Raw genomic sequence first — 15,566 nt, 5'->3', positions numbered from 1 at the left:
CGTCAGGCACGCAACCTGGCGCCAAGCCTGCTGCCCGCAGCGGCCACCAGCGCACTCACGGCAAGGTCGACCTTGTCATCCTGAAGGGTGTTTTGAGTATCTTGCAAGGTGCAGCGGAACGCAAGACTTTTTTCGTCGCTCTCCAGACCCTTGCCTTGATATTCATCAAATAAAACAAGGGCTTGCAAGATGGCGCATGCGGGGTTGGCCTCTTTCTCGGCAGCGAAAACATCGAGCAATTGCTGGGCGCCAATCGACTGCTTGACCACCAGTGCGATATCACGGCTGACGGCCGGGAATTTGGAAATCTCGGTGTAGACCGGCAGGTCACGCTGCTGCAGCGCATCGGCATCGACTTCGAAGACCACCGGCGCCAACGGCAGCTCGTACTTCTGCTGCCACTTCGGATGCAGCTCGCCGATCACGCCGATGACCTGCTCGCCCAGCAGCACATGGGCGGTACGGCCCGGGTGCAACGCCGGATGTTCTGCCTTCACGAAACGCAGGGTGCGCGGTGCGAACAAGGCTTCCAGATCGGCCTTGACGTCGAAGTAATCGACGTTGCGGCTGGACTGGCCCCATTGTTCCTCGGCCACCGGGCCGTAGGCCAGCGCGGCCACGCGCTTGGGCTGCTCGAAACCGGCCACTGACAGCGGGCCATCGGCAATATCGGCATTCTTGCGGAAGACGGCACCGGCTTCGAAGACGCGGATGCGCGACGCCTTGCGGTTGACGTTGTAGCGTGCGTTGGCCACCAGCCCGGCGATCAGCGAAGAGCGCATGACGCTCATCTGGCTGGCAATGGGGTTGAGCAGCTTGATCGGATCGGCGTTGCCGCCGAAGTCGGCTTCCCAGGCGCTATCGACGAAGCTGAAATTGACCACTTCCTGGAAGTCCTGGTCCGCCAGCAGACGCCGGATAGCGAACAGCGAGCGAGTGTTCTCGGGCGCGATGCGCATGGCATTGGCGGCCACCGGCGGCAGCGCCGGGATGTTCTCGAAGCCGTAGACGCGCGCGACTTCCTCGATCAGGTCTTCCTCGATCTCGATGTCGAAACGATAGGACGGTGGCGTGACCGAGAACAGACCCGGCTCATAGTCGAAGGACAGGCCCAGGCGCTTGAAGATGTCCGAGACCATCTCATCGGTGACGTCCACACCGATCACCTTGGCCGCGCGCGCCGTACGCAGCGTCACCGGCTCGCGCTTGGGCAGGTTGACGATCTGGTCGTCGATGGGGCCGACGCGGGTGTCGCTGGTGCCGCAGATTTCCAGCAGCAGCGCAGTAATGCGTTCGATGTGATCGACCACGGTGGCGAAGTCGACACCACGTTCGAAGCGATGCGCCGCATCGGTCGAGAAGTTGTAGCGACGTGCCCGGCCCTGGATCGACTGCGGGAACCAGAAGGCGGCTTCCAGGTAGATGTTGCTGGTCTCCAGCGAGACTGCAGTGGCGTCGCCACCCATGATGCCGGCCAGGGATTCGATTTCCTTGTCGTCGGAGATCACGCCCACCCACTCATCGACTTCCACGGTATTGCCGTTGAGGAGCTTGAGCGACTCGCCCTTGCGCCCCCAGCGCACATCCAGGCCGCCATGGATCTTGTCCAGGTCGAACACGTGCGAGGGACGGCCCAGCTCCAGCATCACGTAGTTGGAGATATCCACCAGTGCCGAAATCGAGCGCTGGCCGCTGCGCTCCAGGCGCTGCTTCATCCATTGCGGCGTGGCTGCCTTGGCATTGAGGCCACGGATGACGCGACCGGCGAAACGGCCGCACAACTCAGGCGCGGAAATGCGCACGGGCAGTTTCTCGTCGAGATTGACCGCCGCCGCCTGATACACAGGCGCCTTCAGGGGGGTTCCGGTCAGGGCCGACACTTCACGCGCCACGCCCAGCACCGACAGGCAGTCCGCCTTGTTGGGGGTGAGCTTGATGGTGAACTTCAGATCGTTCAGTTGCAGGTAGTCGCGGAAATTCTGGCCCACCGGTGCATCGTCCGGCAGTTCCAGCAGGCCGCCGTGATCTTCCGACAGTTTCAGTTCGCGCGCGGAGCACAGCATGCCCTGCGATTCCACACCGCGCAGCTTGCCAACCTTGATTTCGAAGGGCTTGCCATCGGCACCCGGGGGCAGCACCGCGCCTACCATCGCGCAAGGCACCTTCAGGCCGGCACGCACGTTGGGCGCGCCGCAGACGATGTTCAAGATGGTGCCGGTGTGCACGTTGACGCGGCATACGTTCAGACGATCCGCATCCGGGTGCTTGGTCACTTCCAGCACTTCACCCACCACCACATTGGTGAAGGGGGGCGCGACCGGCTCGACTTCCTCGACCTCCAGGCCGGACATGGTCAGCAGATGCGACAGTTCATCCGAGGTCATGGTCGGATTGACCATGGTACGCAGCCAGTTTTCAGAGAATTGCATGATTCAGACTTTCAGCTATCAGCCAGAGGCGCGTCGCGACATGGCGCGGCGCCCTTCTTGATCGGATTAATTGAATTGCTTCAGGAAGCGCAGGTCGCCTTCGTAGAACAGGCGCAGGTCATTGATGCCATAACGCAGCATGGTCAGGCGCTCAAGGCCGGAGCCGAACGCGAAACCGATGTACTGCTCGGGGTCCAGCCCCATGTTGCGCACCACGGTGGGATGCACCTGGCCGGCACCGGAGACTTCCAGCCAGCGCCCCTTGAGCGGACCGCTGCCGAAGGCGATGTCGATCTCGGCCGAGGGTTCGGTGAAGGGGAAATAGGAAGGACGGAAACGTACCTGCAGGTCGTCGGTCTCGAAGAAGGCCTTGACGAAGTTGAGGTAGACGCCCTTCAAGTCGGCGAAGCTGATGTCCTCGGCGATCCACAGGCCTTCGACCTGGTGGAACATCGGCGAGTGGGTGGCATCGCTGTCCACGCGGTAGGTGCGGCCCGGGGCAATGACCTTGATGGGGGGCTTGTTCATGCGGGCGTAGCGCACCTGCATCGGGCTGGTGTGGGTACGCAGCAGCAGGGGCTTGCCCTGGGTATCGTGACCTTCGATGTAGAAGGTGTCCTGCATCGAGCGCGCCGGATGGTTCTCGGGGCTGTTCAGTGCAGTGAAATTAGTCCAGTCGGTCTCGATCTCGGGACCGTCGGCGACATCGAAGCCGATGGAGCGGAAGATTTCCTCGACGCGCTGCCAGGAGCGCATCACCGGATGGATACCGCCTACGCCGCGACCACGGCCAGGCAGGGTGACGTCGATGGCTTCCGCATTCAGGCGCGCCTGCATCTGGGCATTGGCCAGAGCATCGCGGCGTGCGGTCAGTGCGTTTTCGATCTGTTCCTTGGCGACGTTGATGATCGCCCCTTGTACCTTGCGCTCTTCCGGCGCCAGCTTGCCCAGCCCCTTCATCTGCTCGGTGATCTGGCCGGTCTTGCCGAGGTACTTGGCCTTGGCGTTTTCCAGTGCGGCGGCGTCCGGCGCGGCGGCGAAATCAGCCTGCGCCTGCGTGACCAGTTGGCCCAGGAGTTGGTCTAGGGGATTCATGCGGTAAGTCTCGCTCCAATCGAAAATCCGACGACGAAGTCGAAAAGGAAAAAAATCCACGAAACCGTGGATCAAAAACATACGGGGCATCGGTGTGACCCTCTGCCCCGCAGGATTTTGCAGCGCCGGCTGCTGGTCTGACTATTGCTGGACCTGCGACCGGCTACCGCACATACGCTGTCGATTTAGGCGGCAGCGATGTTGGCCTTCACCTGGTTGACGATGGCAGCGAATGCAGCCTTGTCGGTGACAGCCATATCGGCCAGGACCTTACGATCCAGTTCGATCGCAGCCTTCTTCAGGCCGTTCATGAACACGCTGTAGGTCACGCCGTGCGAACGCGCAGCGGCGTTGATACGGGCGATCCACAGTGCGCGGAACACGCGCTTCTTGTTACGACGGTCACGGTACGCGTACTGACCAGCGCGCATGACTGCTTGCTTGGCGATACGGTAGACGTTTTTGCGACGGCCGCGGTAACCCTTGGCGAGTGCGAGGACTTTCTTGTGGCGGGCACGTGCTGTTACCCCACGTTTGACTCTAGGCATAGTAGCTCCTTAGTGTAGGTGAGGTTAAGCGAACGGCAGCATTGCGCGAACGGAATTCAGGTTCGTCTCATGGACGCCCTCGGTACCGCGCAGTTGACGCTTGTTCTTGGTGGTCTTCTTGGTCAGGATGTGACGCTTGAAGGCTTGACCGCGCTTGACGGTACCGCCCGGGCGCACGCGAAAACGTTTCTTCGCGCTGCTCTTCGATTTCATCTTAGGCATAGCAACTCTGTCCTTCCGGACAGCTCCATTTTTTGATGATTGCAGGTGGCAGCAAATACTCGCTGCTCTTTGATGCCTGCTCTCACTTATTTGACAGCGGGTAATCCCGCTGCTTTTGCCTGGCACAGTCGCCTGCGCCCTGCAAATCCTTTGTCGGCCCTACGCTGCCGCGGCTTTCGCGGCATGGACGACACCGGAGAGATGTCGTCCTGATACGGCTAACTGCTTGAAACTGAACAACAGAAAAAGATTTACTTCTTTTTCTTCGGCGCCAGCACCATGATCATCTGGCGGCCTTCCATCTTGGGAAACTGCTCGACCTGGCCGTAAGGTTCCAGGTCTGCCTTCAGACGCTCCAGCACACGCATGCCGATTTCCTGGTGAGCCATTTCACGGCCGCGGAAACGCAGGGTGATCTTGGTCTTGTCACCGTCTTCCAGGAACTTGGTGAGGTTGCGCAGCTTGATGTTGTAATCGCCATCATCGGTACCCGGGCGGAACTTGACTTCCTTGACCTGGATGACCTTCTGCTTGAGCTTGGCCTCGTGCGCCTTCTTCTGCTCCTGGTACTTGAACTTGCCGTAGTCCATCAGGCGGCAGACGGGAGGTTGCGCGGTCGGCGCAATCTCGACCAGATCGACTTCAGCCTCTTCGGAAAGACGTAAGGCTTCGGCCAGGCTGACGATGCCCAGAGGCTCGTTTTCGACACCCGAAAGGCGTACTTCCGGCGCAGTGATCTCGCGGTTGAGGCGATGCGACTTGTCAGTAGCTATTGCAGTTTCCTTTTAAAATCCAATAAATTAAGCCGTGCTCTTGCGCTGGGAGGAAGCCCTAGGCTTCCCCGACTCAGGCTTTGGCGGCGACCTCATCCTTGAGGCGCTCCACCAAGGTGTCGATGGACATGACGCCCAGATCGACATTGCCCCGCGCACGCACGGCCACAGTGTTTGCATCCCGTTCTTTATCGCCGACAACCAGGATATAGGGCGGCTTCTGAATAGAATGCTGCCGTATTTTATAGGTAATCTTTTCGTTGCGCAAATCGGTCTCGACCCTAAACCCTTGTTTTTTCAGCGTTTGCGCAACGTTTTGCACATAATCCGCTTGCGCGTCGGAAATATTCAGGATGACAACTTGTGTTGGCGCCAGCCACAAAGGCATCGCGCCGGCGTGGTTTTCGATCAGGATGGCGATGAAACGCTCCAGCGAACCGACGATGGCCCGGTGCAACATCACTGGCACCTTGCGGTTGTTGTCTTCAGTGACATACTCGGCGCCCAGGCGGGCCGGCATCGAGAAGTCCACCTGCATGGTGCCGCACTGCCAGGAGCGACCGATGGAGTCCTTCAGGTGGTATTCGATCTTGGGACCATAGAAAGCGCCCTCACCCGGCAACTCCTCCCACTCCGAACCGGAGGCACGGATGGCTTCGCGCAGGGCGTTCTCGGCCTTGTCCCAGACTTCCTCGGCACCGATGCGCTTTTCCGGGCGCAGGGCAAGCTTCACCGCCACCTCCTTGAAACCGAAGCAATCGTAGACTTCGCGCACCACGTTGTTGAAGGCAGCCACCTCTTCCTGGATCTGGTCTTCGGTACAGAAGATGTGACCATCGTCCTGGGTGAAGCCGCGCACGCGCATCATCCCGTGCAGCGCGCCCGAGGGCTCGTTGCGATGGCACTGGCCGAATTCGCCGTAGCGCAGCGGCAGGTCGCGATAGCTGTGCAGGCCGGAATTGAAGATCTGGATGTGGCCCGGGCAGTTCATCGGCTTGAGCGCATAGGCGCGGTTTTCCGACTCGGTCGTGAACATGTTTTCACGATAGTTTTCCCAGTGACCGGTCTTTTCCCACAGCGAGCGGTCCAGGATCTGCGGCGCCTTCACTTCCTGGTAACCGTTGTCCTGATAGACGCGACGCATGTATTGCTCGACCTGCTGCCAGATGGTCCAACCCTTGGGGTGCCAGAAGATCAGGCCCGGCGCCTCATCCTGGAAGTGGAACAGGTCCAGCGCACGGCCCAGCTTGCGGTGGTCGCGCTTTTCCGCCTCTTCCAGCATGTGCAGGTAGGCCTCCTGGTCTTCCTTCTTGGCCCAGGCGGTGCCATAGACCCGCTGCAGCATCTCGTTGTTGGAGTCCCCACGCCAGTAGGCACCGGCCAGCTTCATCAGCTTGAATACCTTGAGCTTGCCGGTGGAGGGCACGTGCGGGCCGCGGCACAGATCTGTAAAGCCACCCTCGGTGTAGAGCGAGACATCTTCGTTCTGCGGAATGGAAGCGATGATCTCGGCCTTGTAGGCTTCGCCGATGGACTTGAAATAGGCCACTGCCTCGTCGCGCGGCAACACCTTGCGGGTCACCGGCTCATCCTTCTTGACCAGCTCCGCCATCTTCTTTTCGATGGCCTGCAGGTCTTCCGGAGTGAAGGGGCGCTTGTACGAGAAGTCGTAGTAGAAACCGTTGTCGATGACCGGGCCGATGGTGACCTGGGCGTCCGGGAACAACTCCTTGACCGCGTATGCCAGCAAGTGGGCGGTGGAGTGCCGGATCACCTCCAGGCCATCGGGATCCTTGTCGGTGATGATGGCCAGCTCGGCATCCTTGTCGATCAGGTAAGAAGTATCGACCAGCTTGCCATCGACGCGGCCAGCCAGGGCTGCCTTGGCCAGACCGGTGCCGATGTTGGCGGCGACCTGCGCCACCGTGACCGGGTTGTCGAACTGGCGTTGCGAACCATCGGGAAGACGAACTGAAACCATTGTGCACTCCATGTCGGCAGCGTGACTGCCTTGCCTAGTAAGGGTAAAAGAGGGTCGCCAAGGAAAATGGCGAAAAGACGGACGAAAAAAAACGCGGACCAGCCGCGCTTTTTCAAAGGACGAAAAAGAACCCGACTAGCGTCGCGTGAAAACCTCGGTAGTAGTTCGCGGTGTCATAACCGGTTTGCCTTTCTCGCTCTTACAGATTGGGATGAATCGATATTCGGGAAGCCACCACTGACAGGCGGCCTCGACCTTAGCTGGCTATTATAGCAAATTCCCTCGACCATCGACACAACTTACGCTAGCTGCAGCGTACGCAGAGGGACGCCACCGTGCTAGCATCCAAGTCCATTGAGGGAGACCAGCATCATGTCGGACCAGGAAAATCACACCGAGCACCAGACCGTGATCAACAACCGGGAATACACCCTGCAGAGTCGCACGGTGGAACTGGAGAACGGCGAGCGCCATGAGGAGTACCGCGTACTGCTCGATGGCGATGTCATCAAATCCTGGACGCGCGGCGATGTCGCCCGCTACTTCGGCCTGGCCTGAGCTCCCCCCCTATCCTCCGCACCAAAAACAAAAACGGCATCCGCAGATGCCGTTTTTTTGCTTGCCGACCACCCGCCAGCCTCAGGCCTTGGCCAGGCTGGCGCGTCGCGCCAGGATCTTCTCGATCTTGTCCTTCAGCGTCGCCGCATTGAAGGGCTTGACGATATAACCATCGGCGCCCGACTGCGCGGCCTCGACAATGTTTTCCTTCTTGGCTTCGGCCGTGATCATCAGCACCGGCAGATGCGCCATGGACGGCGTGGCGCGAATCTTCTTGAGCAGCGTCAGCCCATCCATGCCCGGCATGTTCCAGTCGGTCAACACGAAAGTGATCGGCATGGCACCTGCTTCCAGGATTTTCAGGGCCGACGTACCGTCGTCAGCCTCCGCCATCTTGGTGTATTCAAGTTCCTTCAGCAGGCCGCTGACAATACGACGCATCGTCGAAAAGTCATCAACCACGAGGAAATACTGATCATCTGCTGCCATAGGAAAATTCGTTCATCCGTAGAGAATATGAGTTTGAGGAGCAAACTCACAAAAAATTCGACGCAAGTGTAAAGCATTTTTAGATGCTTTCGCGAAACATATGTCACGCAAACACGTAAAAACACCCCTCTTCCGCCCTGCTACGCCCAAACAGCGGAACAGCCATGCCTCAGATCTCCCGCACTATGGGAAAGAAAGACGGGAACAATGGGAGATATCAATGTGGGGCCACAAAACAAAAAAGGAAGCCGCCGATGCGCTTCCTTTTGCGTTTTATCTTCGCCAACTCACCCGTTCAACACTGCAACAGAAGAATTGGTAGGCACGATTGGACTCGAACCAACGACCCCTACCATGTCAAGGTAGTGCTCTAACCAGCTGAGCTACGCGCCTATCGAAGAATTACCGATGAGAAAACAAAAAAGGAAGCCAAGAATGCGCCTCCTTTTCAGTTGGCTTCGCCCCAACCCACCATCCCCAGAAGGGAAGAAAGATTGGTAGGCACGATTGGACTCGAACCAACGACCCCTACCATGTCAAGGTAGTGCTCTAACCAGCTGAGCTACGCGCCTAACGAAGAAGCGAGAGTATAGGAGGCTTTTCAAAATTTGCCAAGAGGTAAATGATGAAAAATTAAAATAATTTCCATACCTCCTGCCCCTCCTTGCCCGCGCAATCCCGCTCCGCCCGAACCCGCTACTGCCGCTTGGCCTCGATCACACCCTTCACATCGCGGATCACCGTCAGGGCTTTCTGCAACTGTTCGGTCGAACCGATCTCGGCGGTAAAGGCCATGCGTGCATGCCCCTTCACGCTTTGCGTACTCACCCCGATCACATTGATCTTGTCACGCAGGAAGATATCGGAGATATCACGCAGCAAACCCTGACGATCACTGGCCAGCACGAAGATATCGACCGGATAGACCGTATCCCGCGCCGGTGCGCCCCAGGTGGTCTGGATCACCCGCTCGGGCGCATGCGAGGCCATTTCGGCGAAATTCTTGCAGTTCACCCGATGGATCGACACTCCCTTGCCCCGTGTGACGAAGCCGGCAATCACATCCGGCGGCGCCGGCTTGCAGCAGCGCGCCAGTTGCGTCAGCAGACCATCGGTGCCGACCACCAGCACACCGGACTTGGCACCCTGCACGATGCTGGAGGCGCGACTCTTGCGGGTAATCAGCGCTTCGTCATCGATCTCGGGCTTCTTGTCCTGGCCTTCATGCAAAGCCTGCTCGACGTGACGCAGGCTGAACTCTTCCTTGGCCAACGAGAGGCACAGGTCGTCCACCTTGGCAAAGCCCAGCTTCTGCGCCAGCTCTTCCAGGTTGACAGCCGTCTTGCCCTCGCGCTGCAGGGTTTTTTCCAGCAGGCCGCGACCGACCGACAGGGTTTCCTGCTGTTCGATGGCATTGAACCAGGCGCGGATCTTGGAACGGGTGCGTGAGCTGGCAGCATAACCGGGGCTCAGCCAGTCGCGCGACGGCCCGACGCCGGCACCACTCTTGGCCGTGATGATCTCCACCGTCTGGCCGTTCTTGAGCACCGTATTCAACGGTACCATGACCCCATCCACCCGGGCACCGCGGCAGCGATGGCCGACATCGCTGTGCAGGTGATAGGCGAAGTCGATAGGCGTGGCGCCGCTGGGCAGCTCGATCACCCGCGCCTGCGGCGTGAGCACGTAGATGCGCTCATCCAGCGTGGCCGACTTGAGCTTTTGCACCCAGTCACGGCGAACCTCCTCCTGATCCACCACGGCGTCGGTGACTTCATTTTTCCAGGCCAGAAGCTGACGCAACCAGGCGATCTTCTCGTCGTATTTCTGCGCCGAGAAATTGGAGCCACCACTTTCCTTGTAACGCCAGTGGGCCGCCACGCCGTACTCGGCAAAGTGATGCATCTCGTGCGTACGGATCTGCACCTCCAGGGCGCGACCGTCCTCGGCCAATACCACCGTGTGCAGGGACTGGTAGCCGTTCTGCTTGGGACGGGAGATGTAGTCGTCGAACTCTTCGGGAATCGGCGTCCAGATATCGTGCACGATGCCCAGCACCGCGTAGCAGGTCTTGACGTCGTCGACGATGACCCGGAAGGCGCGCACATCGTAGAGCTCGGAAAAGTCGATCGACTTGCCGCGCATCTTGTTCCAGATGCTGTAGATGTGCTTGGGCCGGCCACTTACCTCGGCCCGGATATCCTGGGCCGCCATTTCCGAGCGCAGGCGCGCAATGGCACTGGCCACGAAGGCCTCGCGCTCCAGGCGCTTTTCTTCCAGCATCTTGGCGATGCGCTTGTAGGTCTGCGGCTCCAGGAAGCGGAACGACAGATCCTCCAGCTCCCACTTCAGCTGCCAGATGCCCAGGCGGTTGGCCAGCGGCGCATAGAGGTCGAAGGTCTGTCGCGCATACTGGGCACTGGCCTCGTTCTCCTGCTTGGTTTCGGCAAAGTAGCGCAAGGTCGCCACGCGGGAGGCCAGGCGCACCAGCACCGCCCGCATGTCGGTGGCCATGGCCAGGAGCATCTTGCGCAGTGTTTCCACCTGGGCAGCCGCCTGCTGGGCGGCGTTCTTGCCGCGCAGGACCTCCTGGTTCTGCGGCTGGAAGCTGAGGCTATGGAAGCGCATCAACTGACGCACGTTACCCACCAGCTCGGCGATCTCCTTGCCGAAGCGCTCTTCCAGCTTTTCTTCCAGCTCGGGGTGCAGCATCTGCGCCTCGAAGGCCAGGCCGGCGATACGCGTAGCGGCGTCGACATTGAGCGCCGTCAGCACGGTGGCCACGGAAACCGCGAATTGCAAGGCGTTCTGCCCGGACAGGATCTGCCTGTCGGCATACAACGGTTCGAGCTCGGCCAGCGCCTGCTCGACCCGCGTCACATCCTCGGGGGCGAGGCCGGCGGTGATCGCCGCCAGGCCTTCGCCCTGTGTACTTGCTACCGAAACCATAAACGATTACTTCTGTGCGGCGACGATGATGATTTCCACCAGCAGTTCAGGACGGGCCAGCTTGGCTTCGACGGTGGCGCGCGGCGGCGCGTTGCCGGGGGCGACCCATTCGTCCCAGACCGAATTCATGCCAGCAAAATCCTTCACATCGGACAGGAAAATCTGGCACGACAGGATCTTGGTCTTGTCGCTGCCGGCTTCGGCCAGCAGGCGGTCGATATGACCCAGGACTTCACGGGTCTGGCCTTCGATGTTCTGGGTGGCGTCTTCGGCGATCTGGCCGGCCAGGTAGACGGTGCCGTTGTGGATGGCCACTTCGGAGAGGCGCTTGCCGACGTGCAGGCGTTGAATGGGCATGGGATTTTCCTTATAGGTAAGCCGGCTCAGCAGGAGCCGGCATATGAAAAAATCTACCGGGTCGAATGCTCAACCCAGCAGGAACTGACGCGCCACCTCGATTTGCGGGGCATGCATGAAGGTCGGCGCATGACCGACCTCGGGGAATTCCACCAGCCTGGCCTGAGGGCCACGACGGGTCATCTCCTGCGCCACCTCCGGCAGCAGCAGATCGGACTGGGCGCCGCGCACCAGCAGCGTCGGGCAGGTGATGGCGTCATAGGCGGCCCACAGCATCTGCTCGGCGGCACTGGCCGCTTCCGGCGTGGTCAGCTTGAACGGCAGCGCCAGCGCCAGATCGTAATGGCGCACCCACTTGCCATCCTCATTCTGGCGCAGCACGTCCCTGGCCAGCTTGTGCCACTCTTCATCACTGTGATGGCCAAAGCTGGCCGAGATGGTACGAATGTACTGCGCAGCTTCCTCGAAACTGTCGAACCGCACATCCTGGCCGATGTAGTCACCGATGCGCGCCAGCGCCGCGCCATTGATGGAGGGGCCGATATCGTTGAGCACCAGGCGCCGGATCGGATTACCCGGCAGTGAGGCCAGTGCCATGCCGATCAGTCCGCCCATAGAGGTGCCGAACCAGTCCACGATCTCGGCATCGGCCCGCGCCAGCAGGGTGACCATGTCGCTGACGTATTGCGGCACCGTATAGAACTGCGGATTGGCCAGACGACCGGAGCGCCCGCGACCGACCACGTCGGGGCAGATCACGCGATAGGTATCGCAGAGCTCACGGGCCATGCGGTCGAAATCGTCGGAGACCCGGGTCACCCCGTGCACGCACACCAGCACATTGGGATTGCGGGCATCGCCCCATTCCTTGTAGGCCATGGTATGCAGCCCGGCGGGCGAGATGCATTGCACTGTCTTGACTACGGCTTCAGTCATGATGACGGCTTTTCTGGTGAAAGAAGTCATCATTCTACTATCTCGAACCGGCTTCTCGTCCGGAAATGGCTCACTTCGTCCCCGGTGAAATGCTCTGGCACCTATCCGAATGGACGGGGTCGGCGTACCGGAAAGGCGCGCCCGGAAAACAGGGACTTTTCCTTAGGAAAAAATCCATATCGCAACATAAGTCGCTGCTATAATGCCTGCCTTTTCGGCGGCCATCGCCGACATCGCTGATGTCTTGGCGATCGTCACGACAGCGCAACCGGCGTGCATGCGCACTGACCGGCTGATGTCGCACCGGGGGTATGGTGAAATTGGTAGACACAAGGGACTTAAAATCCCTCGGCTGCAAGGCCTTGTCGGTTCGATTCCGACTACCCCCACCAGAGGTTCACAGCAACGCGGTTCAGCAATTGCTGGCAGCGGACTGAACAGACGCCACCGCTCCCCACAAAATCCCGCCCTCCCATCGCCGGCCATGCGCCAAAGAATGGCAGTACCCACGGCGAGCCTGGCTTTTCTTTTCCGGTCGCGTCCGCCCCGAAAACATTTCCGTTCAGAAATTCGAGTTAATATAGGCAATTATTTTCCATTAAACGGGCCACCGGGAAAGAAAAACCGCCCGATCTCAACATGAATACCGCCGCCCCACCCTCGCCCACCCCACCTGAACTCCATGGGCAAGCCGAGGAGTCCCCGGCACTTCCGCCGATTTCTCCTTCAATGCCGTCAACGCCGTCGGTGGTGCCCATCATGGCTTACGCCGCACTGATCAGCGCGGGGATGATGTGCATCTGGATGCTTCTGCTGGGCCGCTACTACTGGAATGTCGCCACGTCGTCCCTGCCGTTCCCGGTCAGGTCACAGGCCATCATCGCGATCGTGTCCCTGACCCTTTGCCTGATCTACAACCCGCTGCTGGCATGGGGATTCCTGGCTGCGAAAAAGTGGGCGCGCCTCATCTTCTACGTCAGCCTGATCGTATTCCCGCTTCCGTTGCTGGCACCCATGGTGGCTTCGAACCTGAAATGGGCGTATGCCCTGGCCCTATTTCCTTTCGTAGCCGGACTGCTCTACCTGATCACGCGCAAGGAGGTCACGCAGTATTTCAGCCAGCCCCCCATGCGTACCACCTCATCGTACTCCCGCGCGGAAAAAATCAGGCGGGCACTGCGCAGCAGCCTGTACGTGGTCGCCGGCATCATCCTGGTACTGAGCTTTCATGGCATTGCCACCGGATTGGGACATTTCTATCCCCAGCTCCGCGGGATGGAAAACCTGAGCTTCCTGGCGCTGCCGGTCTTGCTGGTTGCCGAGGGACTGGGCGCATCACCTGGCGCCCTGGGTCGCTTGTTCAATTTAAGCGCCAGTCTGACGTTGGTCATGGGGCCGAACGCCGTCTTGAATGGTTTGATTACCCTGCCGGGAACATCAGCGGCATATCAGCTTCATCAGAGAAACTGGGCATTGGGATTGGCGAGCTTGACGGCCATGCTGTACTACCTGAAGCGCCGCCAACGACGTCGGCCGCCAGCAGCCCCTGAAGGCAGCGAGCACTCTTGATGTCGGCATGATGTGTATGGAAGGAACGATGAGCCGATATGGCCTGCTCGGGCAAGCTGCCCCGCCGGTGCAGTCCGGCGCAAGATCAGCGCTTGAGCAACTCCAGCGCATCCTCGGCCACGCTGCGCAGATTGGTGATGGTGGCATTGAGGTCCGCCAGTTCAGCAGCGGTGGGCGGCTGATCCATGCCATTCTTGACCAGCGAAGCCTTGATGATCGTGGCAGCCATCTGCCACGCAGCCTTATTGTGTGCATCCACCAATTCCTTCTGGATGCGCGCCAATTCCGCTTTCTGATTTTTATCCATTATCCTTGACGAGGCCGTATGCGAATTTGCCCAGCTCGCTGCGCAGATTCATGATCGTCCCGATGGAAGACCACTCCCGAACGCCACTTTCTTGACTCACCTAAAGATACTTTCAGTCAGGCAATTTCACAAGTGATTTTACCTTCACGCAAGGGACTTGCGAACCTCTTCACATCTGTTCTCATTCGGTGATAAGCCTTCTGTTACCGATCTTTACCATCTGCCCAAACCCTGCGTCAGGCGAATCCTTTACAATTCAGCCACCATTTTCTGTCGCCGGAGATCAGCTGCATGTCGCGCCCGTGTGTTTATGTCCCGCTCACCCTGGTCCTCGCCCTTGGACTGACCGCCTGCTCCACCGGCAAGACCGCCTTCTACCACCAGGAAGAATTCAGCGATACCAGCGCCTTCTCGCGCAGCTTCCCCGGTAGCGAAAAGGCCGTCTGCGAGGCTGCACGCCGGGCGTTGCTGGGCCAGGGCTACGTCATCAGCCGTTCCACCGACAACACCATGGATGGCAACAAGAGCTTCCAGCCGGCCAGCGACAAGCACATGGAAATCGCTTTTCACGTGGTCTGCGCCTCCAATGGCAACGGCAAGAGTTCGACCATGTTCGCCAGCGCCACCCAGGACGGCTACGGCATCAAGAAGAGCAACAGTTCGGCCAGCCTCGGAGTCAGCGTGCTGGGTTCGGTGTCGATGCCCTTCGCCGCCAGCGACGACTCCATGGTGCGCGTCTCCAGCGAGACCATCCGCTCGCCCGATTTCTATGACCGCTTCTTCGGCGCGGCAGAGCGCTATCTGCTGGTCGACGTCGACGACGAAGCCGCTCCGACCAAGAAGTAGGCCGCGGATTCAGGCGCGAGGCTCACCACGCCCGTCGCAAGGTTCACATCGCGGATACGACAATGGCGGCCTCGGCCGCCATTTTTTTCGCCGGCACACCCCAACTCACCAGGGGTAGCCTGTCCCCGACATCAACGATGCCAGTAGCCCGGAGGCGGCGGCGGACGGTGCCAGTGACGATGATGGTGCCCACGGTAATAGCCCGGCGCCACATAGACCGGCGGCGGACCGTAATAAACCGGAGCCGGGCGAACATAAACCGGCGGCGGGGGTGCATACACCGGTGCTGGCTGCACGTAGACCGGCTGCGGAGCCACGTAGGCGCCCGGCACGCCGATGTTCACGCCGATCGAGACATGCCCGGCCATGGCCGGAGCGGCCGACAGGCCGGCTACGGCAGCGAAGACGGCCAGGCCGGCCATCAGGGGAATCGACTTTTTCACGATAGCTCCTCGTTGTTCTGGATTACGTAGCGTGAATATAGCCCGCCAATCCTGACAACTCTAG

15 protein-coding genes and 3 tRNA genes are annotated in these 15,566 nt (G+C 59.9%); 4 read left to right on the top strand and 14 right to left on the bottom strand.

Annotation, left to right across the window (positions count from 1 at the left end; genetic code table 11):
• Nucleotides 1-2 precede the first annotated feature (2 nt).
• The 6 genes from pheT to thrS all read right to left on the bottom strand — a co-directional run bounded on the left by pheT (nt 3) and on the right by thrS (nt 7,048).
• The gene (pheT, locus tag HBH1_RS19110) at nt 3-2,429 is read right to left on the bottom strand and encodes a phenylalanine--tRNA ligase subunit beta (RefSeq protein ID WP_102663989.1); all 2,427 of its coding nucleotides are present in this window, start codon (nt 2,427-2,429) and stop codon (nt 3-5) included.
• Between the two features lie 66 nt (nt 2,430-2,495).
• A complete protein-coding gene (gene pheS, locus HBH1_RS19105) occupies nt 2,496-3,524 on the bottom strand; it encodes a phenylalanine--tRNA ligase subunit alpha (RefSeq protein WP_006712692.1) in 1,029 nt (342 codons plus the stop codon).
• Nucleotides 3,525-3,709: 185 nt separating this feature from the next.
• Nucleotides 3,710-4,072 (bottom strand): 50S ribosomal protein L20, encoded by a 363-nt coding sequence (rplT, locus tag HBH1_RS19100; RefSeq protein ID WP_006712690.1) that lies wholly within the window; start codon nt 4,070-4,072, stop codon nt 3,710-3,712.
• 24 nt (nt 4,073-4,096) lie between these two features.
• Nucleotides 4,097-4,294: a 50S ribosomal protein L35 gene (gene rpmI / locus HBH1_RS19095; protein WP_006712688.1), complete on the bottom strand. Its 198-nt coding sequence runs from the start codon at nt 4,292-4,294 to the stop codon at nt 4,097-4,099.
• A gap of 251 nt (nt 4,295-4,545) precedes the next feature.
• The gene (gene infC / locus HBH1_RS19090) at nt 4,546-5,067 is read right to left on the bottom strand and encodes a translation initiation factor IF-3 (protein WP_077237003.1); all 522 of its coding nucleotides are present in this window, start codon (nt 5,065-5,067) and stop codon (nt 4,546-4,548) included.
• Nucleotides 5,068-5,140: 73 nt separating this feature from the next.
• Complete coding sequence (thrS, locus tag HBH1_RS19085) at nt 5,141-7,048, bottom strand: threonine--tRNA ligase (RefSeq protein WP_102663988.1); 1,908 nt, start codon at nt 7,046-7,048, stop codon at nt 5,141-5,143.
• Between the two features lie 372 nt (nt 7,049-7,420).
• Here thrS and HBH1_RS19080 point away from each other — a divergent pair, with 372 nt between their 5' ends.
• Complete coding sequence (locus tag HBH1_RS19080; protein ID WP_102664010.1) at nt 7,421-7,606, top strand: hypothetical protein; 186 nt, start codon at nt 7,421-7,423, stop codon at nt 7,604-7,606.
• Nucleotides 7,607-7,687: 81 nt separating this feature from the next.
• Here HBH1_RS19080 and HBH1_RS19075 read toward each other — a convergent pair whose 3' ends face one another.
• The 6 genes from HBH1_RS19075 to HBH1_RS19050 form a co-directional block, all read right to left on the bottom strand.
• Complete coding sequence (locus tag HBH1_RS19075) at nt 7,688-8,095, bottom strand: response regulator (RefSeq protein ID WP_006712681.1); 408 nt, start codon at nt 8,093-8,095, stop codon at nt 7,688-7,690.
• 316 nt (nt 8,096-8,411) lie between these two features.
• Nucleotides 8,412-8,488, bottom strand: a tRNA-Val gene (locus HBH1_RS19070).
• Nucleotides 8,489-8,590: 102 nt separating this feature from the next.
• Nucleotides 8,591-8,667 (bottom strand) — tRNA-Val (locus tag HBH1_RS19065).
• A gap of 124 nt (nt 8,668-8,791) precedes the next feature.
• On the bottom strand, nt 8,792-11,044 hold the full coding sequence (locus HBH1_RS19060) for a RelA/SpoT family protein (RefSeq protein ID WP_006712679.1): 2,253 nt from the start codon (nt 11,042-11,044) through the stop codon (nt 8,792-8,794).
• Between the two features lie 6 nt (nt 11,045-11,050).
• Complete coding sequence (locus HBH1_RS19055; RefSeq protein ID WP_006712677.1) at nt 11,051-11,401, bottom strand: RidA family protein; 351 nt, start codon at nt 11,399-11,401, stop codon at nt 11,051-11,053.
• Between the two features lie 69 nt (nt 11,402-11,470).
• Nucleotides 11,471-12,337 (bottom strand): alpha/beta fold hydrolase, encoded by an 867-nt coding sequence (locus HBH1_RS19050; protein ID WP_102663987.1) that lies wholly within the window; start codon nt 12,335-12,337, stop codon nt 11,471-11,473.
• A gap of 305 nt (nt 12,338-12,642) precedes the next feature.
• Here HBH1_RS19050 and HBH1_RS19045 point away from each other — a divergent pair.
• Nucleotides 12,643-12,729, top strand: a tRNA-Leu gene (locus HBH1_RS19045).
• 247 nt (nt 12,730-12,976) lie between these two features.
• Complete coding sequence (locus HBH1_RS19040) at nt 12,977-13,906, top strand: hypothetical protein (RefSeq protein WP_146012877.1); 930 nt, start codon at nt 12,977-12,979, stop codon at nt 13,904-13,906.
• 85 nt (nt 13,907-13,991) lie between these two features.
• Here the strand turns inward: HBH1_RS19040 and HBH1_RS25495 are convergent, their stop codons facing one another.
• A complete protein-coding gene (locus HBH1_RS25495) occupies nt 13,992-14,135 on the bottom strand; it encodes a hypothetical protein (protein ID WP_233207655.1) in 144 nt (47 codons plus the stop codon).
• A gap of 369 nt (nt 14,136-14,504) precedes the next feature.
• Here HBH1_RS25495 and HBH1_RS19030 point away from each other — a divergent pair, with 369 nt between their 5' ends.
• Entirely contained in the window at nt 14,505-15,059 is a 555-nt protein-coding gene (locus HBH1_RS19030; protein ID WP_102663985.1) for a DUF2242 domain-containing protein, read from the top strand.
• 131 nt (nt 15,060-15,190) lie between these two features.
• Here HBH1_RS19030 and HBH1_RS19025 read toward each other — a convergent pair whose 3' ends face one another.
• Nucleotides 15,191-15,502, bottom strand: coding sequence for a hypothetical protein (locus HBH1_RS19025; protein WP_006465596.1), 312 nt, complete (start codon nt 15,500-15,502; stop codon nt 15,191-15,193).
• Nucleotides 15,503-15,566: the final 64 nt, after the last annotated feature.

Origin of the sequence: Herbaspirillum sp. BH-1, assembly GCF_002870055.1 — a bacterium.
In the GTDB taxonomy this organism is placed as follows: domain Bacteria; phylum Pseudomonadota; class Gammaproteobacteria; order Burkholderiales; family Burkholderiaceae_D; genus Herbaspirillum; species Herbaspirillum frisingense.
The sequence above is the reverse complement of the archived record's forward strand: the minus strand, read 5'-3'. Positions and strand labels throughout refer to the sequence as shown.